The organism is Streptomyces sp. NPDC054796 (assembly GCF_053611545.1).
The window spans coordinates 1-23,905 of sequence record NZ_JBSHAO010000029.1; the positions used below are offsets into that span (position 1 = coordinate 1).

At 72.8% G+C, this 23,905-nt stretch carries 17 protein-coding genes; 9 read left to right on the forward strand and 8 right to left on the reverse strand.

Going from position 1 to position 23,905, the window contains the following annotated elements; translation table 11 throughout:
- Nucleotides 1-306: 306 nt before the first annotated feature.
- Entirely contained in the window at nucleotides 307-807 is a 501-nt protein-coding gene (locus ACWGJ2_RS23325; protein WP_453348118.1) for an SRPBCC family protein, read from the reverse strand.
- A 59-nt stretch (nucleotides 808-866) separates the two neighbouring features.
- Nucleotides 867-1,772: a DeoR/GlpR family DNA-binding transcription regulator gene (locus ACWGJ2_RS23330; RefSeq protein ID WP_453348119.1), complete on the reverse strand. Its 906-nt coding sequence runs from the start codon at nucleotides 1,770-1,772 to the stop codon at nucleotides 867-869.
- Nucleotides 1,773-1,947: 175 nt separating this feature from the next.
- On the opposite strand from ACWGJ2_RS23330, the gene ACWGJ2_RS23335 reads away from it, so the two are divergent.
- Nucleotides 1,948-4,593: a hypothetical protein gene (locus ACWGJ2_RS23335; RefSeq protein ID WP_453348120.1), complete on the forward strand. Its 2,646-nt coding sequence runs from the start codon at nucleotides 1,948-1,950 to the stop codon at nucleotides 4,591-4,593.
- Here ACWGJ2_RS23335 and ACWGJ2_RS23340 read toward each other — a convergent pair.
- Together ACWGJ2_RS23340 and ACWGJ2_RS23345 are read right to left on the reverse strand one after the other, a co-directional pair.
- A complete protein-coding gene (locus ACWGJ2_RS23340; protein ID WP_453348121.1) occupies nucleotides 4,563-7,013 on the reverse strand; it encodes a right-handed parallel beta-helix repeat-containing protein in 2,451 nt (816 codons plus the stop codon). The genes ACWGJ2_RS23335 and ACWGJ2_RS23340 overlap by 31 nt on opposite strands.
- 208 nt (nucleotides 7,014-7,221) lie before the next feature.
- On the reverse strand, nucleotides 7,222-7,833 hold the full coding sequence (locus ACWGJ2_RS23345) for an Rv1733c family protein (protein WP_453348122.1): 612 nt from the start codon (nucleotides 7,831-7,833) through the stop codon (nucleotides 7,222-7,224).
- Between the two features lie 422 nt (nucleotides 7,834-8,255).
- On the opposite strand from ACWGJ2_RS23345, the gene ACWGJ2_RS23350 reads away from it, so the two are divergent.
- Both ACWGJ2_RS23350 and ACWGJ2_RS23355 read left to right on the forward strand, forming a co-directional pair.
- Nucleotides 8,256-9,668, forward strand: a complete 1,413-nt coding sequence (locus tag ACWGJ2_RS23350) for a family 2B encapsulin nanocompartment shell protein (RefSeq protein WP_453348123.1) — start codon at nucleotides 8,256-8,258, stop codon at nucleotides 9,666-9,668.
- 271 nt (nucleotides 9,669-9,939) lie between these two features.
- Entirely contained in the window at nucleotides 9,940-11,328 is a 1,389-nt protein-coding gene (locus ACWGJ2_RS23355) for a family 2B encapsulin nanocompartment shell protein (RefSeq protein ID WP_453348124.1), read from the forward strand.
- Nucleotides 11,329-11,401: 73 nt separating this feature from the next.
- Here the strand turns inward: ACWGJ2_RS23355 and ACWGJ2_RS23360 are convergent, their stop codons facing one another.
- Complete coding sequence (locus ACWGJ2_RS23360) at nucleotides 11,402-13,846, reverse strand: phosphoketolase family protein (protein ID WP_453348125.1); 2,445 nt, start codon at nucleotides 13,844-13,846, stop codon at nucleotides 11,402-11,404.
- A 173-nt stretch (nucleotides 13,847-14,019) separates the two neighbouring features.
- On the opposite strand from ACWGJ2_RS23360, the gene ACWGJ2_RS23365 reads away from it, so the two are divergent.
- The 3 genes from ACWGJ2_RS23365 to ACWGJ2_RS23375 all read left to right on the forward strand — a co-directional run bounded on the left by ACWGJ2_RS23365 (nucleotide 14,020) and on the right by ACWGJ2_RS23375 (nucleotide 17,514).
- Nucleotides 14,020-15,387, forward strand: a complete 1,368-nt coding sequence (locus tag ACWGJ2_RS23365; RefSeq protein ID WP_453348126.1) for a GAF domain-containing protein — start codon at nucleotides 14,020-14,022, stop codon at nucleotides 15,385-15,387.
- Nucleotides 15,388-15,556: 169 nt separating this feature from the next.
- Nucleotides 15,557-17,080: an acetaldehyde dehydrogenase ExaC gene (gene exaC / locus ACWGJ2_RS23370; RefSeq protein WP_453348127.1), complete on the forward strand. Its 1,524-nt coding sequence runs from the start codon at nucleotides 15,557-15,559 to the stop codon at nucleotides 17,078-17,080.
- On the forward strand, nucleotides 17,080-17,514 hold the full coding sequence (locus tag ACWGJ2_RS23375) for a DUF779 domain-containing protein (protein ID WP_453348128.1): 435 nt from the start codon (nucleotides 17,080-17,082) through the stop codon (nucleotides 17,512-17,514). Before exaC ends, ACWGJ2_RS23375 begins: the two co-directional genes overlap by 1 nt.
- 12 nt (nucleotides 17,515-17,526) lie before the next feature.
- Here the strand turns inward: ACWGJ2_RS23375 and ACWGJ2_RS23380 are convergent, their stop codons facing one another.
- Nucleotides 17,527-18,357 carry an MOSC domain-containing protein gene (locus ACWGJ2_RS23380; RefSeq protein WP_453348129.1) on the reverse strand — a complete coding sequence of 277 codons (831 nt, stop codon included), beginning with the start codon at nucleotides 18,355-18,357 and terminating at the stop codon, nucleotides 17,527-17,529.
- Between the two features lie 78 nt (nucleotides 18,358-18,435).
- Nucleotides 18,436-18,966 carry a DUF6643 family protein gene (locus tag ACWGJ2_RS23385; protein ID WP_453348130.1) on the reverse strand — a complete coding sequence of 177 codons (531 nt, stop codon included), beginning with the start codon at nucleotides 18,964-18,966 and terminating at the stop codon, nucleotides 18,436-18,438.
- A 665-nt stretch (nucleotides 18,967-19,631) separates the two neighbouring features.
- On the opposite strand from ACWGJ2_RS23385, the gene ACWGJ2_RS23390 reads away from it, so the two are divergent.
- The gene (locus ACWGJ2_RS23390; protein ID WP_453348196.1) at nucleotides 19,632-20,945 is read left to right on the forward strand and encodes a TerD family protein; all 1,314 of its coding nucleotides are present in this window, start codon (nucleotides 19,632-19,634) and stop codon (nucleotides 20,943-20,945) included.
- A 72-nt stretch (nucleotides 20,946-21,017) separates the two neighbouring features.
- Here ACWGJ2_RS23390 and ACWGJ2_RS23395 read toward each other — a convergent pair whose 3' ends face one another.
- A complete protein-coding gene (locus ACWGJ2_RS23395) occupies nucleotides 21,018-22,262 on the reverse strand; it encodes a glycosyltransferase (protein WP_453348131.1) in 1,245 nt (414 codons plus the stop codon).
- Between the two features lie 154 nt (nucleotides 22,263-22,416).
- On the opposite strand from ACWGJ2_RS23395, the gene ACWGJ2_RS23400 reads away from it, so the two are divergent.
- Entirely contained in the window at nucleotides 22,417-23,202 is a 786-nt protein-coding gene (locus ACWGJ2_RS23400; RefSeq protein WP_453348132.1) for a glutamate racemase, read from the forward strand.
- Between the two features lie 118 nt (nucleotides 23,203-23,320).
- Nucleotides 23,321-23,869 carry a hypothetical protein gene (locus ACWGJ2_RS23405; protein WP_453348133.1) on the forward strand — a complete coding sequence of 183 codons (549 nt, stop codon included), beginning with the start codon at nucleotides 23,321-23,323 and terminating at the stop codon, nucleotides 23,867-23,869.
- Nucleotides 23,870-23,905 lie beyond the last annotated feature (36 nt).

The following is a 23,905-nucleotide window of genomic DNA, read 5'->3' on the forward strand; positions in this document are numbered from 1 at the left end:
GGAAACCCGTAAACGAGACCCGCACTTGTCGCCGTCCGAGGAGACACCCCACCACGGCACCGACCCCCACCACACACCAACCCCACACGACCACCAGCACAAACCAAGAACCACGCGGCGCCAGCCACACCGCACCGCAACCACACACCGCACCGAAGCCACCCACCCGCACCCGAAAACGGCGCCCCGCCACACGCGTAGCGCCCCCGTGCCGCCGCACAAAAACCAGCGCGGGACCCTACGGCACCCACCACACAGGCCAACCGTCCCGCGCAACACCCCCGACGAACGGGGCAACCCACCGTTTCATTCCGCACCCCGCGAAGGGGAGCGCGTTGGGTTCAGGCGGTGGTCCAGGTTGCGCATCGCGTCGCGGAAGGAGCGGGCCACGGCGGGCCTCGCCAGCCGCATCGCGAGCCGCAGCGCCGCCGTGCCGTCGGCCGCCATGGTCCACCGGACGCCGGTGCCGCCGGAGGCGGTCGGCGTCAGCCGCCAGTCCTCCAGCATCGCGCGCATGCCGGGCGCGTTGGTCGTGTCCATCCGGTACGCGTAGCGCTGGGGTGCGTGCGCCGCCATGATCGTCTCGGCGAAGAAGCCGCCGCCCTTGAGCCGCACGTCCCGGCCCCTGCCCCCGCCCGTCGGCGTCGCCGAGGTGACGGCCGTGAACCAGCGCGGCCAGTTCTCGACGTCCTCGGCCAGTGCCACGTACACCGCTTCGGGACCGGCCGTGAGCTGTGCGGTGAAGGACAGCCGTACCGGCGCCGTGTCCGAGAAGTCCAGCTCTACGGGACGCAGTCGGCGCGCCATGGACGTACCCCCTGTGGTGGGTCTGCCGTTCGGGCGCGCTCACCCTAGCCCCGGCCCCGTCAGATGTCTGCGCCTCCGGACTCGTCCGCGCCTTCCGGGTCCGCCGTCTCCTGCCCGTCGCCGCCGTTGCCCGAGGCCGGGTCCGAGACGCCCGCGACCACGAACCCCGGCAGCCGCTCCTCGATCTCGGCGCGCTCGGCCTCCGGCAGCCCGCCGTCGGTCACGAAGGTGTCGACCTGGTCCAGCGTGGCGAACGAACTCAGGCCCACCGTCCCCCACTTGGTGTGGTCGGCGACCACCACCACCCGGCGGGCCGAGCCCACGAAGCGCCGGTTCGTCTCCGCCTCGGCCAGGTTCGGCGTCGAGAGGCCCGCCTCGACGGATATGCCGTGCACGCCGAGGAAGAGCACGTCGAAGTGGAGGGACCGGATCGCCGCGTCGGCGACGGGGCCCACCAGCGAGTCGGACGGTGTGCGCACCCCGCCCGTGAGCACCACCGTCGCGGCGCCGGGGCGCGGATTGCGGACGGCGCTCCCCGCGCGCTGCGCGGTGTGGAAGACGTCGGCCACCCGGACCGAGTTGGTGACGACCGTCAGGTCCGGGACGTCGATGAGGTGCTGCGCGAGCGCGTACGTCGTGGTGCCGCCGGACAGGGCGATGGCGCTGCCCGGCTGGACCATCGCGGCGGCGGCCCGCGCGATGTCCTCCTTGGCTGTCAGCTCCAGGGACGACTTCGCCTCGAACCCCGGCTCGTGCGTGCTCGCCTCGGCGACGGGGACGGCGCCGCCGTGCACCTTCTCCAGCGCGCCCTGCCTGGCCAGCGCGTCCAGGTCCCGGCGCACCGTCATGTCCGAGACGTTCAGCTTGCGGGTCAGCTCGTTGACCCGCGCCCCGCCACGGCGGCGCACCTCTTCGAGGATGAGCGCCCGCCGCTGCTCCGCGAGGAGGTTCTGGTTGTCGCTCACCGCGCCATAGTCCCTTCGTCACCCGCACGTCGGTCGCGCTCATCCTCCCATGGGGGCAGGGCCGCCGCGCGAGTGACGATTTCGCTGCACCTTCACCGGTAGGGGATGCGCGTGACGGTACGGGGAAGCGATCCTGGAAGGCGATCACAGCCACAGACCTCGGGGGACCATCAGCATGCATTCCGACAAGAAGCACTCCCACGCCTCGGCGACGCGTTCCGAACCGCCTCCCGCCCACTCCGCTCCCCAGTCGGGACCCGGACCCGCTCCCGGGCCCGATGCCTCCGGGCTCAACCTCGAACTCCTCGTCCACGGCGTCGGCGGCACCACGCCCGACGAGATGCTCGACGCCCCCTTCCCCGAACGCGTCACGGGAGACGCCACCGCCGCCGTCTACCGGCGCGGCGAGGACATGGACGCCGAAGCTCGCCCCGGCGACTACACCGACAAGCCGGTGCCCGAGGCGTACTCCTGGTGCAACCTCACCTCGGGCAACGGCGCCCGCGCGCTCTGGCTGCTCCTGCTGCCCTTCATGGTCGCCAACCTCGCGCACTGGATGCGCCCCGCCGCCGGAGGCAGCCGCAAGGCCGTGCGGGTCCACGGCGTCCTGGTGCGGCTGCTCTCGCTCAGCCTGACGGTGCTGCTCGTCGCCGCCGCCTGCGAGGTGGCGCTCGACCTCGTCGCCTGGCAGTGCGCCGGAGCGGTCCCCTGCGTGGCCGACCACTCCTGGCTCGGCTTCATGGCAGCCGACCGCGCGGGCAACGGCGGCTGGTGGAGCCAGCCGGGCCGCCGCCTCGCCCTGGCGGCGCTGCTGCCCGTCGCGCTCACCGTCCTGCTGTGGTGGCTCTCGCACCGCACCTGGAGCGCCTACGAGTCGCAGCCGCCGCTTCAGAAGCCCGTCGACGAGGACGACTGCGCCGCCGACGGCAGGCCCGCGCTCTGCCTGCCCGGCTTCTGGTACGGCAAGCGGCTCGTCGCCCGGCTGCGTGCCGCGCACACCGCTGCCGGGTTCCTCACCGTCGCCGCCGCGCTGACGGCCGCCACCACCCGCCACGACGGCGAGCCGGGCGGCAGTGCCGCGCTGAACGCGGCGGGCTGGGCGATCGGGCTGCTGGCCGTGGCCGGTGCCCTGTGCGTCCTGTACGTGGTGTGCAGCAGGGGCCGCAAGGAGAGCACTCCGGACGACCGCGTCGACGAACTGGCGGTCAGGGCCCTGCCGGGAGCCTCCGTCGCCGTGCTGGTGCTCGCCGTAGGGCACGCGCTCTGGTCCCGCCCCGGCTGGGTCTCGGCCGGAGGCGAACTCCCCGGCGACGAGACGTTCGGCGTCATCGCCGTCCTCCAGGGCGCCCTCGTCGTGGCCCTCGGCGCCCTGGGCCTTCTCCTGTACTCGCAGCGCCCCGTCGCGCGCACCGCGCTCAAGGGGCTGGGCTCGGCCTCGGTCGCCATGCTGGCCTGCGGGCTGGGCGGGATCATGTCGGGCGGCGTCGCACAGCGCATGGGCGACTGGCTCGACGGAGGCTCCAGCACTCCCGGCATGCGCGGCGCCCACCTGGAGGGCCCGCCCACGGTGCTGAGCTGGCAGGCGTCCGTCATCCCGCTGCTGCTGGCGGTCGTCCTGGTGCTGGTGTGCTGGTTCGGCGTCCACGTGTGGCGGCAGGCGGGCGCGCTGACCGAGGACGTCGAGCGCGGCTACCCGGGCGTGGTTCCCGACGCCACCCGCTCCCGCCGCATCGCCGGTGCTGTGGCGCGCGCGGGGCTCACCGACTCGGCGCCCTGGCTGGTGGGTACCGTCGCTCTCATCACGCTGCTGCTCGGCGGCCTCGCCGTGCTCGGCGCCTGGACCACGGGCGAGGTGCCGGGGCGCGCGGCCGACGGGCTGCCCGCCATCGTCGACGGCTTCGCCGAGACCGTGCAGGCGCTCGGCTCCTGGCTGATCGGCTTCGCGTTCCTGCTCTTGCTGACCTGGGGCCGCCGCGCCTACCGCGACCCCTCGGCGCGCCGCACCATCGGCATCCTCTGGGACGTGGGCACCTTCTGGCCCCGCGCCGCGCACCCCTTCGCGCCGCCCTGCTACGCCGAGCGCGCCGTGCCCGACCTGGCCTGGCGCATCGGCATGTGGACCCAGCAGACCGGGGGACGGCTCGTGCTCTCCGGGCACTCCCAGGGCAGCGTCCTGTCGGCGGCGGCCATCTGGCAGCTCGACCCGGTCACCCGCCGCCATGTGGCCCTGCTGACCTACGGCTCGCCACTGGAACGGCTCTACGGGCGCTGGTTCCCCGCCTACTTCGGCCCCCAGCAACTGCGGGACCTGCACCGGGAGCTGGACTGCTGGCGCAACCTGTGGCGTTTCACCGACCCCATCGGCGGCCCCGTGCGGCTGCCGAACGGCAAGGGCCCCGACGTCGACAGGGGACCCCTGCTCGACCCGCTCGCCTACGGCCGCACCGTCGCACACCCGCTGCCCGCGCCGATACTGGGGCACGGCGAGTACCAGGCGGACCCCGCGTTCGGCGAGGAACGCGACCGGCTGCTGGCCAGGCTGCGCGAGCGGCGGCCCGTCGAGACCGGGCTGTGCGGCGTGCCGCGCCAGCCGGAGCGGTCGGCGCCGGAGCGGCCCGGCGGGGCCGCGAGTGCGGCGGATCCGACGGAGGCGGGGACGGCCGGGACGGCGGAGACGGCCGGTGTCGCCGAGCCCCCTCTGGTGGTGGACCCGGACGTGGCGGCCAAGGAGGCGGAGAACCGCGCCGCCGGGGCCCGGGGTGCCGCCGACGGCCGCCGGGAGGCGGTGGCTCAGACCGAGTCGGGCAGGTCGTCGGCGTAGAGCAGCGTGAGGTCGTCGGTGCTCGGGTCGCCCAGTTGGGCGACCCGGCCCGCGTGCCGCTCGACCATCGCCTCGAACGTCTGCCGCGCCGTGCGCCCGTTGCCGAACGAGGGCCCCTTGGGCAGCACGGTGAAGTATTTGAGCAGCGCCTCTCCCGTGCCCTCGCCCAGGTGGTACTCGTGCTCCTCGGCCTGCTGCTCCACGATGCTCAGCAGCTCCTCGGGCGAGTAGTCGCCGAAGGTGATGGTGCGCGAGAACCGGGACGCCACACCGGGGTTGACGGCGAGGAAGCGCTCCATCTCCGCCGTGTAGCCCGCCGCGATCACCACGACCTCGTCCCTGTGGTCCTCCATCAGCTTCACGAGGGTGTCGATCGCCTCGCGCCCGAAGTCCCGCCCCGAGTCCTCGGGGGAGAGCGCGTACGCCTCGTCGATGAAGAGCACCCCGCCGCGCGCCCGGTCGAACGCCTCCTGCGTACGGATCGCCGTCGAGCCGATGTGCTCGCCCACCAGATCGACCCGGGAGACCTCGACCAAGTGGCCGCGCTCCAGCACGTCGAGGGAGCGCAGGATCTCCCCGTACAGCCGCGCGACCGTCGTCTTGCCGGTGCCGGGGGAGCCGGTGAAGACCAGGTGGCGGCGGGCCGAGGCCGCCTTGAGACCGGCGCGCTGCCGTCTGCGGCCCACCTCGATCATGTCCGTGAGCGCGCGCACCTCGCGCTTGACGCTCTCCAGGCCCACCAGCGCGTCGAGTTCGCCCAGCACCTCCGACGAGGGGCGCGACGGGCCGTCCTCGGCGGGCTGTCCCTGCGCCGCACCGCCGCCCGCCCCGGCGGCCTTCGCCTCGGCCGTGGCACGGGCCGGGGCCGGTACGGCGGCGGGCGCGGTCAGCAGCCCCGTTGTCGAGGGGGCGGCGGGCGCGGCGAGGTCGGCAGCGGGGGAGACGGCGGCGGCGCTCTCGTCGCTGGTGCAGTCCTCGACCGTCGGGCCCTCCTCCGCGAACTCGTAGCCACCGCGCGCGCACCGTTCCGTACGGCAGCGGCGCAGCGTCGTGCGGCAGCCGTCGATGACGTGGAAGCCGTAGCCCTGGGATCCTGTGACGCGGCAGCCGTGGAAGGTGCCGCGGCCCTCGGCCGAGACGTAGAAGCCCGCCTCGGCGGGCGAGGTGACCGTGCAGCGCTCGACGGTGGGGTCGGCGCCCTTGGTGACGATGAAGCCCGTCGCGACCCCGTCCACCGTGCAGTTGGCGAGGGTGCCGCCGCTGCCGTGGTCGCGGAACCAGGCGCCCGTGGCGGCGTCCCTGATCCGGCAGTCGTCGAGCTGGACCGTCGCGCCGTCGCTCACGGAGACCGCCGTGCCGCGCACCTGTGTGAGGTCGCTGTCCACGACGTCGGCCCGCGAGCCCCGGTCGAGCACGAACAGCGCGTCGGGCACGCTGTGCACCCGGCAGGAGTCCAGCACCACGGTGGCGCCGTCGCTGACCCACACAGCGGGGTAGTCGCCCGTGCTCTCGTGTATCTCGCAGTTGTTGGCGTCCACGCGGGTGCCGGGGTCCCAGACGGACAGGCCGTTGCGGCCGAAGCGGCGCACCGTGGAGCGGGTGAGGGTGAGGACCGAGCGCGAGCGCAGATCGACGGCGTTCTCGGGGATGTCGTGGATGTCGCAGTCGGCGAGGGTGAGCACGGCGTCGGTGTCGAGGGTGATGCCGTCGGCCGAGGTGCGGTGCACCTGGCAGTCCGTCAGATGGCCCGTGGCGCGCGCGGTGACCTGCACGCCGCTGCCCTTGATCTCGTACACCTCGCAGCCGACGGCCTCGGCGGCGCTGCCCTCACCGTGCAGGGAGAGCCCGGCGCCCGACGCGTGGTGGACGCGGCAGCGTTCGAAGCGGGGGTGTGCGCCGTCGCGCACCGCTATCCCGGACTGCCCGGCCGCCACGACCTCGCACTCCTCGTAGACCCCGCCGGCGCCGCCCGTCACGCTGATGCCGAGCCCTGCCGGGTTGTCGACGGTGCAGCGCCGCACCGTGGGCCGGGCGCCGCCGCGCACCTCGATCCCGGCGGCCGAACGCGTCATCACCCGCACCCCGTTCAGCTCGGGGGCGCAGTCCTCGACGAGCAGCGCGGGGGAAGCGGAGTCCTGGCCCTCGATCTGGAGGTCCTGCACGACGGCCGAGGCGCGGACGGTCAGCGCGACGCCGTCGGCCGGGGCGATGCGCACGGAGCCGCTCGCCGCGCGTTCCGGGCCGCGGACGGTGACGGCGCGGTCGAGGACGAGGTTCTCGCGGTACGTGCCGGGCGCGACGGTGAGCACATCACCGTCCGCCGCGGCTTCGAGGGCGGCCGAGAGGGTGGCGTACTCTCCCGTGCGCCGCCGCCACCGCGACGTACCGGCGTGCGTCACCTGGACCGAGCCCTGTGCCATGGAGAGTTGTGCCCCAACCTCGTGCGTACTAAGGCGCATCGCTGCGCGCGTTGGCTGGGCACCACCGTAGCGTGCGCCGGACCACCAGGTTGACGGGTCCCACGCTTGCCGCCCTGCGGAGACGCACACGTCGGCGGGACGATTGCCCACAACTTCGGCGCACCGCAGCCGACGGGAAGCCACAGCGGCCCCACCGTCCAGCCGCCGTCTAGTTGCTGGTGCCCGTCCTGCCCCAGTCGGGGCCGATGCGGTGCCATTCCGCGTCCCAGCGCGCGTAGCGCCGTCGCATGACCTGCCGTATCGCGAGCCGCCGTGCGGCCTCCAGCGCCCCGGCCGTACCCGCGGCCGCCGCCAGCCCGGCCAGCGCGGCGTGGGAGCCCGCGCTGCGCTCCGTCATGGGGCGGGAGGCGATGCGGCCCTGGTCGTCGGTCCAGATGCGGAAGCGCTCACCGGGCTGCACCCCGTGCCCCGCGCGTACCGTGCCGGAGTGGCTGGTTCCGTCGGGCCCTGTCCAGCGGGCCGTCACCTGGCGCCGGGTGTCGGGCTCCGCCGCGGACTCCGGGTCGGTGTCCACGGGGGGACGGGTCGCCAGGCTCTCCGCGCTGGCCCACACCTGGTGGCGGTTCTGCCGCTGCTGTTCGACGGTGCTGAGCAGCGCGTCGTGTGCCTTGACGGTGCCGAGCCAGCCGACGAGCGGTGCTCCGAGGACGATCAGTACCACCGCCCAGAAGGCCAGCCACGCTTCCCGGCGGTCGCTGCGGCGGCACAGCGGATTGCCGCGCCACCGCCACAGGCCGACGATGGAACGCACAGCTCTCACCCCCTTCTCCCCGTTCGTGCGTACCTCACTGAGTGCGGTACATGCGCGAGAGGCGCAAAGAGAGCGAAATCACCGGGGCATGGTCAGCCCTCCCCGGGTCCGGTCGCGGTTCCCCCTCGCGAGGGAACCGACCTTACTCGTCGCGCCGTGCCGACGGGTTGCGGGGGCGTGTCTTCCCGTGCACCCGTGATCCATTTGTGCGCCCGGCGGCCGGAATTGTCGCGGACAGTGAGCATCACGGGTGCCGTGTCACCCTATGTGTCGAATGTGGAATCAGGTGACGAGGGTTACCCCGTCTGGCCGGTGAGCATTCCCGGAGCCGCCTACTCTTTCGAGCGATTGCCGCTCTTTCCTGGCCGGACTAGTTTCGTGGCCGCAGCGGGGGCGAATTCCTCGCACTGGTATGGAGATAGGCGGTATCGATGGCGACTGCGGTAGAGCAGAATTCGGGCGGCGAGGGGACGGAGGAGCAGGCGCAGCTCAGCCTTGCGACTGCTGCGGCCCGAAATCTTACGACCACTACCAAAACGCCCCCGCAGATGCAGGGGATTTCCTCCCGTTGGCTTCTGAGGGTCCTTCCCTGGGTGCAGGTTTCGGGCGGCGCCTTCAGGGTCAACCGGAGGCTGGCGCTCACGCTCGGCGACGGCCGGGTGGACTTCGTCTCCACGGGCTCCGAGACGCGGGTGATCCCGATGGAGCTGACGGAGCTGCCGGTGCTCCGCGGTTACGACGACGCGGAGGCGCTCGAAGCCCTCGCCTCCCGCTGCCGGCAGCGCGATTTCCGGCCGGGGGAGACCATCGTCGAGGCCGGGCGGCCCGCTGACGAGGTCGTCCTCGTCGCACACGGCAAGCTGCGCAAGACGGCCCGCGGCAAGTACGACGAGGAGACCACCCTCGGCATCCTCGCGGACGGCGAGCACGCGGGATCGGAGCGGCTGGCCGGTGAGGCGGGGGAGTGGGACTACACCCTGACCTCGCTCACCAGCGGCACCGTCCTCACCCTCTCCCGCGCGGACTTCGACGAGGTCGCGGGCCGCACCGAGAGCCTGCGCTCCCATGTGGAGGCGGACCGCGAGAGCATCCCCGGGCAGCGCACCGAGGACGGCGAGCGGGCCATCGAGATGGCGGCCGGGCACGCGGGGGAACCGTCCCTGCCGGGCACCTTCGTGGACTACGAGCTGAGCCCGCGAGAGTACGAACTGAGCGTCGCGCAGACCGTGCTGCGCATCCACAGCCGGGTCGCCGATCTTTACAACCACCCGATGAACCAGGTCGAGGAGCAGCTGCGGCTCACGATCGAGGCGCTGCGCGAGCGGCAAGAGCACGAGATGGTCAACAACCGGGAGTTCGGCCTGCTGCACAACGCCGACAACCGGCACCGCGTCCACACCCGCTCGGGCGCGCCCACCCCCGACGATCTGGACGAGCTGCTGGCCACGGTCTGGAAGGACCCGAGCGTCATCCTGGCGCACCCGAAGGCCATCGCCGCGATCGGCCGCGAGTACAGCCGCCGGGGGATCTACCCGCAGAGCGTGGACATGGAGGGCCACGCGCTGCCCGCCTGGCGCGGGGTGCCGATCCTGCCGTGCAACAAGATCCCCGTCACCTCCGACGGCACCACCTCGGTCCTGGCCATGCGCACGGGCGAGAAGCAGGGTGTCGTGGGCCTGCACCAGACCGGAATTCCCGATGAATACCAGCCGGGGCTCTCCGTCCGTTTCATGGGGATCAATGAGAAGGCCATTATCTCGTACCTGGTGAGCACGTACTATTCGGCGGCTGTGCTGGTGCCCGACGCGCTCGGGATTCTTGAGGATGTGGAGATCGGGCACTGAATACTCCACGGTGACATGCACGGTGTCCGCGGCAGCGCGCTCCGGCGGAGCGCGGGAAAACGGAAATTCCGGATTTTCTCCGGGCTCTTCTCCGGGTTCGGACGGCCCGGCCGTTTCCCCACGCCTTACGCCCCACGCCGCACGAAGCCCGTACCGCGTGGCCCCGTAGCCCGTAGCCCCTCCAGCTCCCGCCCCGGCAGGCCCCGCACCGCGCGCGGGCCCGTCGCGCCGCCCGCACTCCCACAGCGACAGCACGGAAGGTCCTCTCCCGATGACCACGCAGCCCGAAGCGCAGCCCGCAGCCCCGAACCTGAGCCTCGCCACAGCGGCAGCACGCAACCTCACCACCACCACCAAGACCGTCCCGCAGATGCAGGGGATCTCCACCCGCTGGCTGCTGCGGATCCTCCCCTGGGTGGAGACGACGGGCGGCGCCTACCGCGTGAACCGGCGCCTCACCCACACCCTGGGCGACGGACGGGTCGAGTTCTCGAACACGGGCGCCGACATCCGCGTCATCCCCAGCGAACTGCGCGAACTGCCCCTGCTGCGCGAGCTGGAGGACCAGGCGTCGCTGGAGGCGCTCGCCGACCGCTTCACCCAGCGCGAGTACAGCGCGGGCGACACCGTCGTCTCCAAGGGGAGCACGGCCGACGAGCTGCTCCTCATCGCGCACGGCAAGCTCCAGAAGGAGGGCAGCGGCAAGTACGACGAGCCCGTCACCCTCGGCGTCCTCGCGGACGGCGACCACGCGGGCGACGAGGCGCTCACCCCCGACCCCGGCGACTGGGACTACACCCTCAAGGCGCTCACCCGCTGCACGGTGCTCGCCCTCCCGGCCTCCGCCTTCCAGGAGGCGGCCCAGCAGTCCCCGGCCCTGCGCCAGCACCTGGACAGTTATCTCGGACGGTCAGTGCCGCGTCAGAACAAGCGCGGTGAGGCGGACATCGACATGTCCTCCGGGCACGTCGGCGAGGCGTCGCTGCCCGGCACGTTCGTGGACTACGAGCTGAAGCCGCGCGAGTACGAACTGAGCGTCGCGCAGACCGTGCTGCGGGTCCACAGCCGTGTCGCGGACATCTACAACGACCCGATGAACCAGGTCGAGGAGCAACTGCGGCTCACCGTCGAGGCCCTGCGGGAGCGGCAGGAGCACGAGATGATCAACAACCGGGAGTTCGGGCTGCTCCACAACGCCGACCTCAAGCAGCGCATCCACACCCGCTCGGGCCCGCCCACGCCCGACGACATGGACGAGCTGATCTCGCGGCGCCGCAAGACGCAGTACCTGCTCGCGCACCCGCGCACCATCGCGGCCATCGGGCGCGAGTGCAGCAACCGCGGCATCTACCCGCCGGAGACCGAGGTCCAGGGCTCGCGCGTGCGCTCCTGGCGCGGCATCCCGCTGCTGCCCTGCAACAAGATCCCGGTCAACGCGGACAACACCAGCTCCGTGCTGGCCATGCGTGTCGGCCAGGAGAACCAGGGCGTCGTCGGCCTCCACCAGACCGGCATCCCCGACGAGATCCAGCCCGGCCTCAACGTCCGCTTCATGGGCATCGACGACAAGGCGCTGATCTCCTACCTCGTCAGCGCCTACTACTCGGCCGCCGTGCTCGTGCCCGACGCGCTCGGCATCCTGGAGGACGTCGAGATCTGAGCCGGCCGTCACACAGGACACCGCGCCGGGGCCGGAACACGGACCTCGGCGCGGTGTCGTGCGTGACGGTGCCTCATGTGCGCGTGGCCGCCCCGTGCTTCTCCTCCGGCCCCTCGGACCCCTCGGGCCCGGACCACGTCCACTCGGCGACCTCCGGCATGTCGGTGCCGTGCTCCCTGATCCAGGAATGGTGCCGGGTGCGCATGTCCTCCATCCGCTGCCGCACCGCCGTCGCGCGCGTCGCGAGACCCGGTGTGCGGTCGATGACGTCCATCACCAGCCGGTAGCGGTCCAGGTCGTTGCGCACCACCATGTCGAACGGCGTGGTCGTCGTGCCCATCTCCCGGTAGCCGCGCACATGGAGCGAACCGTGGACGGCGCGCCGGTAGGCGAGCCGGTGGATCAGCCACGGATAGCCGTGGTACGCGAACACGACGGGCCGGTCCCGGGTGAAGACCGCGTCGAACTCCGCGTCGGGCAGCCCGTGCGGATGCGCGGTGAGCGGCATCAGCCGCGCGATGTCCACCACGTTCACCACCCGCACCGACAGCCCCGGCAGGTGCTCGCGCAGCAGCGCGGAGGCGGCCAGCGTCTCCTGCGTCGGCACGTCGCCCGCGCACGCCAGCACCACGTCGGGCTCCTGCCCGTGCCCCTCCGTGCCCGCCCAGTCCCAGACGCCGAGCCCGCGCGCGCAGTGCGCCCGCGCCTCCTCCAGGCCGAGCCAGTCGAAGCACGACTGCTTGCCAGCGACGACGACGTTGACGGTGTCCCGGGTGCGCAGCACATGGTCGGCGACGGCCAGCAGGGTGTTGGTGTCCGGCGGCAGATAGACGCGGACGACCTCGGGGCTCTTGTTCATGACGTGGTCGATGAAGCCGGGGTCCTGGTGCGAGAAGCCGTTGTGGTCCTGGCGCCACGCGTGCGAGGTGAGCAGGTAGTTGAGGGAGGCGACAGGCCGCCGCCACTCCACCTCGCGAGCGCTGTGCAGCCACTTGACGTGCTGCCCCGCCATGCTGTCGACGACGTGCGCGAACGCCTCGTACGACGCGAACAGCCCGTGCCGCCCGGTCAGCAGATAGCCCTCCAGCCAGCCCTGGCACAGATGCTCCGACAGCACCTCCAGCACCCGCCCGTGCGGGCCCAGATGCTCGTCCCCCTCCAGTTGCCGTGCCTGCCAGGTGCGCGGCGTGGCGTCGTACACGTCCTGGAGGTGGTTGGAGTCGGTCTCGTCAGGGCCGAAGAGCCGGAAGTCGCGCCGCCCCTCCGTGGCCGACATCAGATCCCGCAGCAGCCCGCCCAGCGCCCGGGTCGGCTCGTGCGTGCCGCGCCCGTGCGCCTCGACGGGCACGGCGTGCTCCTCCAGCGCGGGCAGCGGCAGTTCGCGCAGCAGCCGACCGCCGTTGGCGTGCGGGCTCGCGCCCAGCCTGCGGTCGCCCTCCGGCACGCACTCCAGCACCTGTTCCCGCGGGCGGCCCTCGTCGTCGAACAGTTCCTCCGGGCGGTACGAGCGCAGCCAGCGCTCCAGCTCGCCCAGTTTCTCCGGGTCCTCGCGCACTCCGGACACCGGGATCTGGTGGGCGCGCCAGGTGTCCTCGATCTGCTTGCCGCCCACCTCGTGCGGTCCCGTCCAGCCCTTCGGCGTGCGCAACACGATCATCGGCCACGGGCGGCGCGGCCCGGCCCCTTCGCCCCCTTCGCGTGCCTCGCGCTGGTACCGCTCGATACGGTCCAGCGCCCCGTCGAACGCCGACGCCATCGCGCGATGCACGTCCGCAGGGTCGGAGCCGGGTGTGGCCGTGACGTACAGCGGCTCGTGTCCGTAGCCGCGCAGCAGCGCGTCCAGCTCGTCCTCCGGGATGCGGGAGAGCACCGTCGGGTTGGCGATCTTGTACCCGTTCAGGTGCAGCACCGGCAGGACGGCGCCGTCGTGCACGGGGTCGAGGAACTTGTCGGCGTGCCAGGAGGCGGCCAGCGGGCCCGTCTCCGCCTCGCCGTCCCCCACGACCGCGCACACCAGCAGGTCCGGGTTGTCGAAGGCGGCGCCGTAGGCGTGCGCCAGGGAGTAGCCCAGCTCGCCGCCCTCCTGGATGGAGCCGGGCACGCCGGGGGCCGTGTGGCTGGGGACGCCGCCCGGCTGCGAGAAGTCGCGGAACAGGCGCAGCATGCCCGCCGCGTCCCGTGAACGGTCCGGCTCCAGTTCCCCGTACGTGCCCTCCAGCCACGCTCCGGCCAGCACGGCGGCGGCGCCGTGCCCCGGGCCCCAGACGCACAGCGCGTCCCGGTCGCGGGCGCGGACGAGCCGGTTCAGATGCGTGTAGACGAGACCGAGACCGGGGACCGTGCCCCAGTGGCCGAGCAGCCGGGGCTTGATGTGCTCGGGCCGCAGCGGCTCCGTGAGCAGCGGGTTGTCCCGCAGATAGAGCTGGCAGGCCGACAGGTAGTTGAGGGCGCGCCAGTGCGCGTCCAGCCCTTGGGCCTCGGCGTCGGTGAGGGTGGTGAGGGGAGCGTCCGTGTGCATGCGGGATGGGTACCAGGGTGCGCCGCGGCTGACACACGGGTCCGGTCCGGTTCGCGCGGCACCGGAGCCCGGAGGCAACCGCACGTGCCTCGCGCACCCCCACCTTGTTCACACTCTGTGATGACTCGGTGCAGAGCGTTGCCGACCGGCCTGCCCGGCGGCACGATGACAGGGTGCTGAATCCATGGCTGGCGCTGAAAACGGGGTCGGATCCCGCCGAGCGGACCGGAGAGGTGCTCCGTGCCCACGAGGCGTTTCTGACGGAGGGCGCCATCACCGCGCCCGTGCGGCACGTGGTCGCCGACTCCTGGCGCCGCAGTGCCGGAGCCGCCGTCGAGCCGGAGCGGCTGGCCCGCGTCGAACTCGCCGACGCCGATCTGGCTGCCTACCGCGAGGAGCACCCGCTCGCCCGGGTGATGCCGCTCTTCCGCGAGCTGCTCGGCACCATCGCGGACGACGGCGCCCACCTGCTCTCCGTCTGCGACGAGACGGGCCGCCTGCTGTGGGTCGAGGGCCACTCACAGGTGCTGCGCCGCGCCGAGCGCATGAACTTCGTGCCCGGCGCGCGCTGGGACGAGCGCTTCGTCGGCACCAACGCGCCCGGCACGGCACTGGCCGTCGACCACGCCGTGCAGATCTTCGCGGCCGAGCACTACAACCGCCTCGTCCAGTCCTGGACCTGCGCCGCCGCGCCCCTCCACGACCCGCGCACCCACCGCGTCATCGGCGCCGTCGACATCACGGGAGGCGATCACCTCGCCTCCCCGCAGAGCCTCGCCCTCGTCCAGGCCACGGCCCGCGCCGCCGAGGCCCACCTCGCCGAACTCGGCCCCGGGCCGGGACCCGGAGCCGGGCCCGGACCCGGCCGGCAGAGCCCGGACGTGCTCGAAGTCCTCGGCCGCGACGAGGCGGTGCTCCACGCCGGAGGCGGCCCCTCGCTGCGTCTCGGCCGCAGACACAGCGAGATCGTGCTGCTCCTGGCCGCGCATCCCGACGGCTTCACCGGGGACCGGCTGAGCCTCGAACTGTACGGGGAGCGCGACGTCACGCCCGTCACCCTGCGCGCCGAACTCTCCCGGCTGCGGCAACTGCTCGGGCCGCTCCTCGAATCCCGCCCGTACCGGCTGCGCCGCCGCCTGACCACGGACTTCGACACCGTCACGGACGCGCTCGCCGCCGGTGACCTCGCGGGCGCGCTCGCCGCCTACCGAGGGCCGCTGCTCCCGTCGTCCGAGGCGCCCGGCGTCGTCAGGCTGCGGCAGCTCCTGGAGGACCGGCTGCGGCGCAGGCTGCTGGCGCGCAGGGACGCCTCGCTCCTGGAGACGTGGGTGCGCAGCCCGTGGGGCGAGGACGATCTGGAGGCGTGGGAGGCGCTGCTCGGCAGCCGTCTGGACGGCGATCCGCTGCGGCCGACCCTGGCCGCGCGGGTGGGCCAGTTGCGCCGCGCCTACGGGCTGGCCGAATCGGGCGAGCGCACTGGCGGACACGAGGGGCGCGTTCCCGCGCGCCGCGCAACGTATCCGCAACGTCGCCTCTCCTAACGTCCCGCACAAGAGCCCGCCGGTGGCAGGGCGTCCACGGATCACGGACCGGATCACGGATCACCGATCACGGATCGGATCACTGATCCACTGATCCACTGGTCGCGGACGCGGGACGCCCCGCCGGACGTCAGCAGGCGGGCACATCGAGGCAGGGGAGGCCCGCACAATGAGCCGCTACGCCGCGCCCGGGACCGACGGCGCTCTCATGTCCTACCAGTCGCGATACGACCACTGGATCGGCGGCACCTACGTCGCCCCCAAGCAAGGGGGTTACTTCGAGAACCCCAGCCCCGTCAACGGCCGGAGCTTCACGGAGGTGGCCCGCGGCACGGCCGACGACGTGGAGCGCGCCATCGACGCGGCCCACGCGGCGGCCGGCCAGTGGGGCCGCACGCCCGCGGCGGAGCGGGCGCAGGTCCTCAACCGCATCGCGGACCGCATGGAGGAGAACCTCGAACAGCTCGCGGTCGCCGAGAGCTGGGAGAACGGCAAGCCCGTACGCGAGACGCTCGCCGCGGACATCCCGCTGGCCATCGACCACTTCCGGTACTTCGCCGGTGCCGTCAGGGCCCAGGAGGGCTCCCTCTCCGAGATCGACGAGGACACGGTCGCGTACCACTTCCACGAGCCGCTGGGCGTCGTCGCCCAGATCATCCCGTGGAACTTCCCGATCCTGATGGCCGTCTGGAAGCTGGCGCCCGCGCTCGCCGCGGGCAACGCCGTCGTCCTCAAGCCCGCCGAGCAGACCCCGGCCTCCGTCCACTACTGGATGAGCCTCGTCGCCGACCTGCTGCCGCCCGGCGTGGTCAACATCGTCAACGGCTTCGGCGCCGAGGCGGGCAAGCCGCTGGCCAGCAGCCCGCGCGTGGCCAAGGTCGCCTTCACGGGTGAGACCACGACGGGGCGGCTGATCATGCAGTACGCCTCGGAGAACCTGAAGCCCGTCACCCTGGAGCTGGGCGGCAAGAGCCCCAACATCTTCTTCGACGACGTCTCCGACGACAGCGACGACTTCTACGACAAGGCGCTGGAGGGCTTCACGATGTTCGCCCTCAACCAGGGCGAGGTCTGCACCTGCCCCTCCCGTGCCCTCATCCAGCAGGGCCACTACCGCGGCTTCCTGGAGGCGGGGACGGCCAGGACCGAGCGGATCGTCCAGGGGCACCCGCTCGACACCGAGACGATGGTGGGCGCGCAGGCGTCCAACGACCAGTTGGAGAAGATCCTCTCCTACCTGGACATCGGGCAGAAGGAAGGCGCCCGCGTGGTGACGGGAGGCGCCCGCGCGGAACTCGGCGGCGAGCTGGAGGGCGGCTACTACGTGCAGCCGACCATCCTCGAAGGTTCCAACCAGATGCGGGTCTTCCAGGAGGAGATCTTCGGCCCCGTCGTCTCCGTCGCCCCCTTCACCGACTTCGCCGACGCCATCGCGACGGCCAACGACACGCTGTACGGCCTCGGCGCCGGCGTGTGGACCCGCGACGGCAACACCGCCTACCGCGCGGGGCGCGCCATCCAGGCGGGCAGGGTGTGGACGAACTGCTACCACGCCTACCCCGCGCACGCGGCCTTCGGCGGCTACAAGCAGTCGGGCATCGGCCGCGAGAACCACAAGATGATGCTCGACCACTACCAGCAGACCAAGAACATCCTGACCAGCTACTCGCCCAAGAAGCTCGGGTTCTTCTGATGGACGGCGCCGGGCACAGGGCGGGCCAGGAGCAGAGCCAGGCGCGTACCGGGCAGGTGGAGCGCGTCGCGGTCACCGAGGCGGCGGCCGGAATGCTCCGCGAACTGACCGCCAAGCACGGGCCGCTGATGTTCCACCAGTCCGGCGGCTGCTGCGACGGAAGCTCCCCCATGTGCTACGAGCGCGGGGAGTTCCGCACCGGCGGCTCCGACGTCCTCCTCGGCGAGCTGGCGGTGGAGGGCGTGCCGGAACCGGTGCAGTTCTGGATGTCCGCCAGCCAGTACGCCTACTGGAGCCACACCCACCTCACCGTGGACCTGGTCCCCGGGCGGGGGAGCGGCTTCTCGCTGGAGGCGCCGGAGGGCTTCCGCTTCCTGATCCGCTCCCGGCTCCTGGACGAGAGCGGAACCGGCGAGGAGGGGCCGCCTGCCTAGCTCCGCTCCGGCCTAGGCGAGCACCTCGAACGAGTCCCCGCTGCGCACCCTGCCCGTACGCTCCGGTATCAGATTCTGGCCGAATACCAGATGATCACCGAAGCGACGGTGGCGGGCCAGGGTGCGCAGCGGCTCCTTGCCGCGCTCGGCCGTCGACTGGTCGGTGGTGGTCACCACGCAGCGTCCGCAGGGCTTCGCCACGCGGAAGGTGACCTCACCGACCCGGATCCTGCGCCACTCGTCCTCGGCCCAGGGCGGCGTGCCCTCGATGACGAGGCTGGGGCGGAAGCGGTTCATGGGCAGCGGGCCCTCGTCGGCGTGATCGCCCTGGGCGATCAGGGAGTTGAGCGCGTCGAGGGAGGAGACGGTGGTCAGCAGCAGGGGGAAGCCGTCGGCGAAGGAGACGGTCTCGCCCGGCTCGGCGTAGCGGGGATCGATCGGGCGCCGGTGCTCGGGCGCGTCCAGGTGCACGAGACGGACCTCGGTGTCCAGATACGCGGACAGCCACGCGCTCGCCGCTTCCGCGGCGGGCACCGCCTCGACCTTGCTGTGCCAGACCGCGACGACGGTGGTCTCCCGGCCGACGGGGGGAACGGCGACCTCCAGCGGCTCCATGCCCGGAGCCGTCAACCGCACGGCGCCGTCCGGCAGCGGCTCGGCCGAGGCGAGCGCGAGCCGGGGCTGCTCGCGCTGCGTCAGCAGCTTGCGGCCGTCCGGCGTGGACAGGAGCCAGCGTCTGTCCTCGGCCAGCCCCCACGGCTCGACCGTCGCCCCGGCGGGGGCGGTGCCGCCGAGTGCCTTCACCGGGTAAACGTGCAGCGCTGCCAGCCTTGGTGACCTCATACAGTCATCCTGTCACCCGGCTCTGACAGTTGACCGAAAGCCCGGGACCCGGCGGACGGGGCCCGGTGAACGTGTGCGTCAGTAACCGCGTCCCTGGTACTGGCCGGGGTACTGGCCGCCACCGCCGTACGGGTCCTCGTAGGGGCCCGGCATCTGACGGGGTGCGACGGGGCGGGGCGCGCCGGGCCGCGGCGGGGCCACGGGACGCATCTGCGGGTGCTGCTGGGGCTGTTGCTGCGGAGGCTGCTGCTGCCGGGGGTCCTGATAACCCCGCTGCGGAGGCGCCTGCTGCGGGATGTACGGCGCGGGAGCCTGCTGGAGCGGCGAAGGCTGCGGCACGGGCTGCTGCGGAACGGGCGCATAGCCCTGCGAGGGATACCCGTGCGGAGGGGTGTGGTGCTGCGGCTGATGGCTCGGCCCCGAAGGGAGCGCGGGCAGTGCGGGCGGCAGCGCGGGCAGTGAGTTCCCCGCCTGATATTCCGCGGGCACCCTGATAGGAGCGATCTGCGGCGTGCCCCGCTCGGCGACGAGCATGTCGTAGATCGGTGTGTCCGGGTAGGAGGGTGCGGTGTAGTAGCCGCCGCCGTAGCTACTGCGGGGGGAGGTCATGTCCATAAGTTAAGCCCAAAATTTGCATCGACACTAGAGCGGTACGCAGGATCCCCCGTCTCACCTGCCTCGGTGCAGGTCAGAGCCGGTTTTCACCCCGTCCTCACCGCGTGCACCGGGGGTCACTTCCGGGGGTCCGGGCAGGGCGGACGCTGGCCCGACGCCGACTTCTGTGACGCATCGTCAGGCATGCGGACGGAACTCGCCCCACCGGCCCCAGGAGGGTGGATGCATACGAGAGGAGAAGCTGTCAGAAGCATAAGCCCATTGCAGGACACAGGGAACGATCCGCGTGCGCCCGTGTGTTCGGCTTCCGCGGCGTGGAATCCGGCGTGTGAACGGAGCCTGTACGCCGGGCACTCTTCGCTGTCCTTCCGGCTGTGCTTCTCCTGTGCGCGGGGAAGTGCGCGCGGAGGGTCTTGGAATTCCGCGCTCTTCCATCCGCTGAGCTGGGGATTTCCGCAAATCCGGGAAATAGGGGCCGAGGGTGCGCCGGGGGCGGGTAAATGCCGTGTTCCTCGCTCGTGGCGGCGGCGTGGAATACGTTGGGGGAGCGGCAACGCCGCACAGGGCCCATGGACCGGCCGGGTCCGGCAGAGACCGGCGAAGACCGGGAAGGGCAGCGGAATGACCAGAGGGGGAGCGGAATGGGGAGCGGCATGACCATGAGCAAGGGCGCCAACGTGCCCGTCCCCGCGCCGTCGGTGCGGGTCGAACTGGGCTGGCGGAGCGGCCAGGGCACGCCGGACGTCGACGCGTCGGCCCTGCTGCTCACCGCGGGCAAGGTCAGATCGGACGACGACCTCGTCTTCTACAACCAGCCCCGGCACGCCAAGTCGGCCGTGCGCCACGAGGGCAAGCGCCCCGAAGGCGCCGCCGTGACGGACACGTTGGGCGTGGACCTGGGCGCTGTGGAGCCCGAGGTCGAGCAGATCGTGGTCGTCGCCTCGGCGGACGGCGGCACCTTCGGGCAGGTCGCCGGTCTGTACGTACGGGTGCTGGACGCGGCGGCGGGCACGGAGCTGGCCCGCTTCGAGAGCGCCGACGCGACGGTGGAGACCGCCTTCGTGCTCGGTGAGCTGTACCGCAGGCAGGGCAACTGGAAGTTCCGCGCGGTCGGGCAGGGGTACGACAGCGGGCTGGCCGGGCTCGCCACGGACTACGGGATCACCGTCGACGAACCGGCGCCGGCCCCCGCGCCCGCTCCCGCGCCGCCCGCGCCTCCCGCACCCCCGGCGCCCGCCCCCTCGGCCCCCGCCGCCGCGCCCATGCCGCCCGCGCCTCCCGCACAGGCCGCCGCGCCCGCGCCATCCGCGCCCGCGCCGCAGGCCCCGGCGCCGGTACGCCTCAGCAAGGTCACGCTGACGAAGGAGTCGCCCACCGTCTCGCTGAGCAAGCAGGGCGGCACGTCGGGCGCGCTGCGCGTCAACCTCAACTGGGAGGTGCGCAAGCAGTTCAGCGGCTGGGGCCGCAAGCTGGGCCGGGCCATGGCGATGCACAACGATCTCGACCTCGACCTGTGCGCCCTCTTCGAACTCGCCGACGGCCGCAAGGGCGTCGTCCAGGCGCTCGGCAACACCTTCGGCGCCCTGCACCAGCCGCCCTACATCCACCTCGACGGCGACGACCGCACGGGAGCCGTCTCCTCGGGCGAGAACCTCACCGTCAACCTGGACCACGCCAAGGACCTGCGCCGCGTCCTCATCTTCGTGACCATCTACGAGGGCGCCCGCAGCTTCGCCAACCTCAACGCGACGGTCACCCTCACCCCGCAGCACGGCGCCCCCGTCGACTTCTCGCTCGACGAGTGCACCGTTCCCTCCACGGTCTGCGCCCTCGCGCTGCTCACCAACCAGGGCGGCGATCTCGTCGTACAGCGCGAGGCCCGCTATCTGGTCCCCGACCGTGGCGTCAGCCCCCAGCGCACCGTGGACCAGGCGTACGGGTGGGGCATGCAGTGGGCGCCGGGCCGCAAGTGACGGGTGGGGCGTGACGCCCGTGGTGTGACGGGGCGACGGCCCCTCGCGGAGCGAACCTCACCGGGGCACCGTTCACCGCGCGTCCTTCGTGTACGTGCGCCCCTTCCAGGCCGCGCCCCGCCCCTGGTAGTGCTGCCACGCCGAGTCCAGCGTCATCAGTGCGTAGAGCGCGGCGGTGAACGGGAGCGCCGGCGCGAGCAGGAGCGGCTGCCGGTAGTAGCGGAGCATCGGTACGTACGTGCCCGCCATCACCGCCCACGCGGCGGCTCCCGCCAGGGAACCGCTCAGCGCGGCGACGGGCGGCACCGCGTACAGGAGCACCAGCCCCGCGACGGTGCCCAGCAGCAGCGCGGGGTTGTGCCGCAGTTGCGCGTACGCGCTGCGCGCCACCATCCCCCACAGCTCGGACAGCCCCTCGTAGGGGCGCACGCTTTCCACCCCGTCCGCCAGCCCCAGCCAGATCCGGCCGCCCCCGGCGCGCTTGACGGCGCGCGCGAGCGTGACGTCGTCGATCACGGCGTGCCTGATGCTCTCCGGGACCCGCGCCCGTATGGCCGTCTCCGTCCGCAGCAGCACGCAGCCGCCGGCAGCCGCTGCTGTGCGGGAGGCGGGGCTGTTGACGCGGCGGAAGGGGTAGAGCTGCGCGAAGAAGTAGACGAAGGCGGGCACGATCAGCCGCTCCCACGGGCTGCGCACCCGCAGCCGCGCCATCTGGGAGACCAGGTCGAGCCGGTGGGTGAGCGCGGCGCTCACCAACCGGCGCAGCGAGTCCGGGGCGTGGGCGATGTCCGCGTCCGTCAGCAGCAGGAACGCGGGCTCTGAGCGGGACCGCGCGAGCGCGATCCCATGGCGTACGGCCCACAGCTTGCCCGTCCAGCCGGGTTCGGGTTCGCCCGGCGTGTCCACGGTCAGCGGCAGCGCGTGCGGCGGTCCGTGCTCCGGCCCGTGTTCCGGCCCGTCCGGGCGGTCCTCGGCGAGGCGGCGGGCGAGGGCGCCGGTGCCGTCGGTGGAACCGTCGTCGACGAGGAAGACCTCCGCGTGACCGGGATAGTCCTGCGCGAGGAGGGCGGGCAGGCTCAGCGGCAGCACCCGTGCCTCGTCCCGCGCGGGCACGACGACCGCGACCGAGGGCCACGACTCCGGTTCGCGAGGGGGACGGGGACGGGGCGGAAGACGGACGTCCGTACGCCAGAAGAACCCCTGGCACAGCAGCAGCCACAGCCAGGCGGCGAGCGAGACGAGGGCGGTCCAGGTAAGGGCGCTCACGCGGCGCAGTCTGCCGCACGGGCACGGCACACGGCGGGACGCGCGCGGCATCGCGCGGTGTCGTGCGGTGTCGTGCGGCGGCGCGCGGGAGACGGTTCCACGGGAGACGGGGACGCCGCAACGTCCCCGTTCCCGGCCGTGGTCCGGGGCAGCCCGGGCGGTGGCGCCGCCGGTCCGTATGCCCGATCGATTAGAGTTGCTCTCCGTGAAGATCGCGTTGGTGGACTCCGGAATCGGCCTGCTGGCCGCCGCGGCGGCGGTGCGAAGGGCCCGCCCTGACGCAGGGCTCGTGCTCTCCTCCGACCCGGACGGGATGCCCTGGGGGCCCCGGACGGGTGAGGAGATCAGAGACCGCGCACTCGCCTGCGCCCGCGCGGCAACGGAGCACCGGCCCGACGCGCTGATCGTCGCCTGCAACACCGCCTCGGTGCACGCCCTGCCCGCGCTCCGCGCCGAGCTGGAGCCAGGACTGCCCGTGATCGGGACCGTCCCCGCCGTGAAACCCGCCGCGGCCGGCGGCGGCACCGTCGCGGTCTGGGCCACCCCCGCGACCACGGGCAGCCCGTATCAGCGGCGCCTCATCTCCGAGTACGGGAACGGCGCGCAGATCACCGAGGTGCCCTGCCACGGGCTCGCCGACGCCGTCGAGCGTGCCGACGAGCGGGCCATCGACGCGGCCATCGCCGCGGCGGCGGCGCTCACCCCGGCGGGCACCGGCACCGTCGTCCTGGGCTGCACCCACTACGAGCTGGTCGGCGAGCGCATCCGCAGTGCCGTCCGGACGCCGGGGGCGCCCCGGCCCGTCCTCTACGGCTCGGCCGGAGCCGTCGCCGCGCAGGCACTGCGCCGCATCGGCGAGGGCGCCGATCCCGCGGCCGGTCCCTCCGGCGAGCTGACGGTCCTGCTCAGCGGCCGCACGGCGGCCCTGCCGGAGGCGGCCCGCACCTACGCGGAGGGCAGGCTGCTCGCGGCGGCGCCCGCCACCCCGTAGCGCGCCGGTCCGCGGTCACCCGGTCCGCGTCCCCCCCCCGGGGGGACTTCGCGGAGCGAACCGTTCCGGGCCGCGCGCACACGCTGCCTTCCCGGGACGTTCGGCGTACCCTCCCCCTATGGGCGACCACTCCCGAGACGAAGCGCCCTCCGTCGAGGTCTGGACGGGGCGCGCGACCAATCACTTCCAGTGGCTGCTGGCCTCGCTGGGTGCCGGATGTCTGGCGCTCGGCATCGCGCTCGCCGTGGGCACCGCCTGGGACCACGACTTCGCACCGCTCCTCATGGCCGTCGTCGGCTGTGTGGCGGCCGGGCTGCTGGCGCTGTTCGGCACGCTCGCGTTCGTGAACGTGCGCGTGCGCGTCGACCACGAGGCCATGGAGGTCCGCTGCGGCCACGCAGGCCTGCCGCGCCGCCGCATCTCCCTCGGCGACGTCGTGGAGGTCGAGCTGGCACCGGTCGTGACCCCGCGCCACTGGGGCGGCTGGGGTTACAGATGGCGGCCCGAGCGGGGCACCGCCGTCGTCGTACGGCGCGGCGAGGGCGTCCTCGTCCGGCTCGGTGACGGCCGTACGTTCACGGTCACCGTGGACGACGCGGAGGCCGCCGTCCGCCACATCCGGGAGCGGATCGAGGCCATGGAGGGCCGGTTCAGGGCCCTGAACTGAGCCGATGTGCGCGGGTCCGGACGGGGCTTCCGCCCG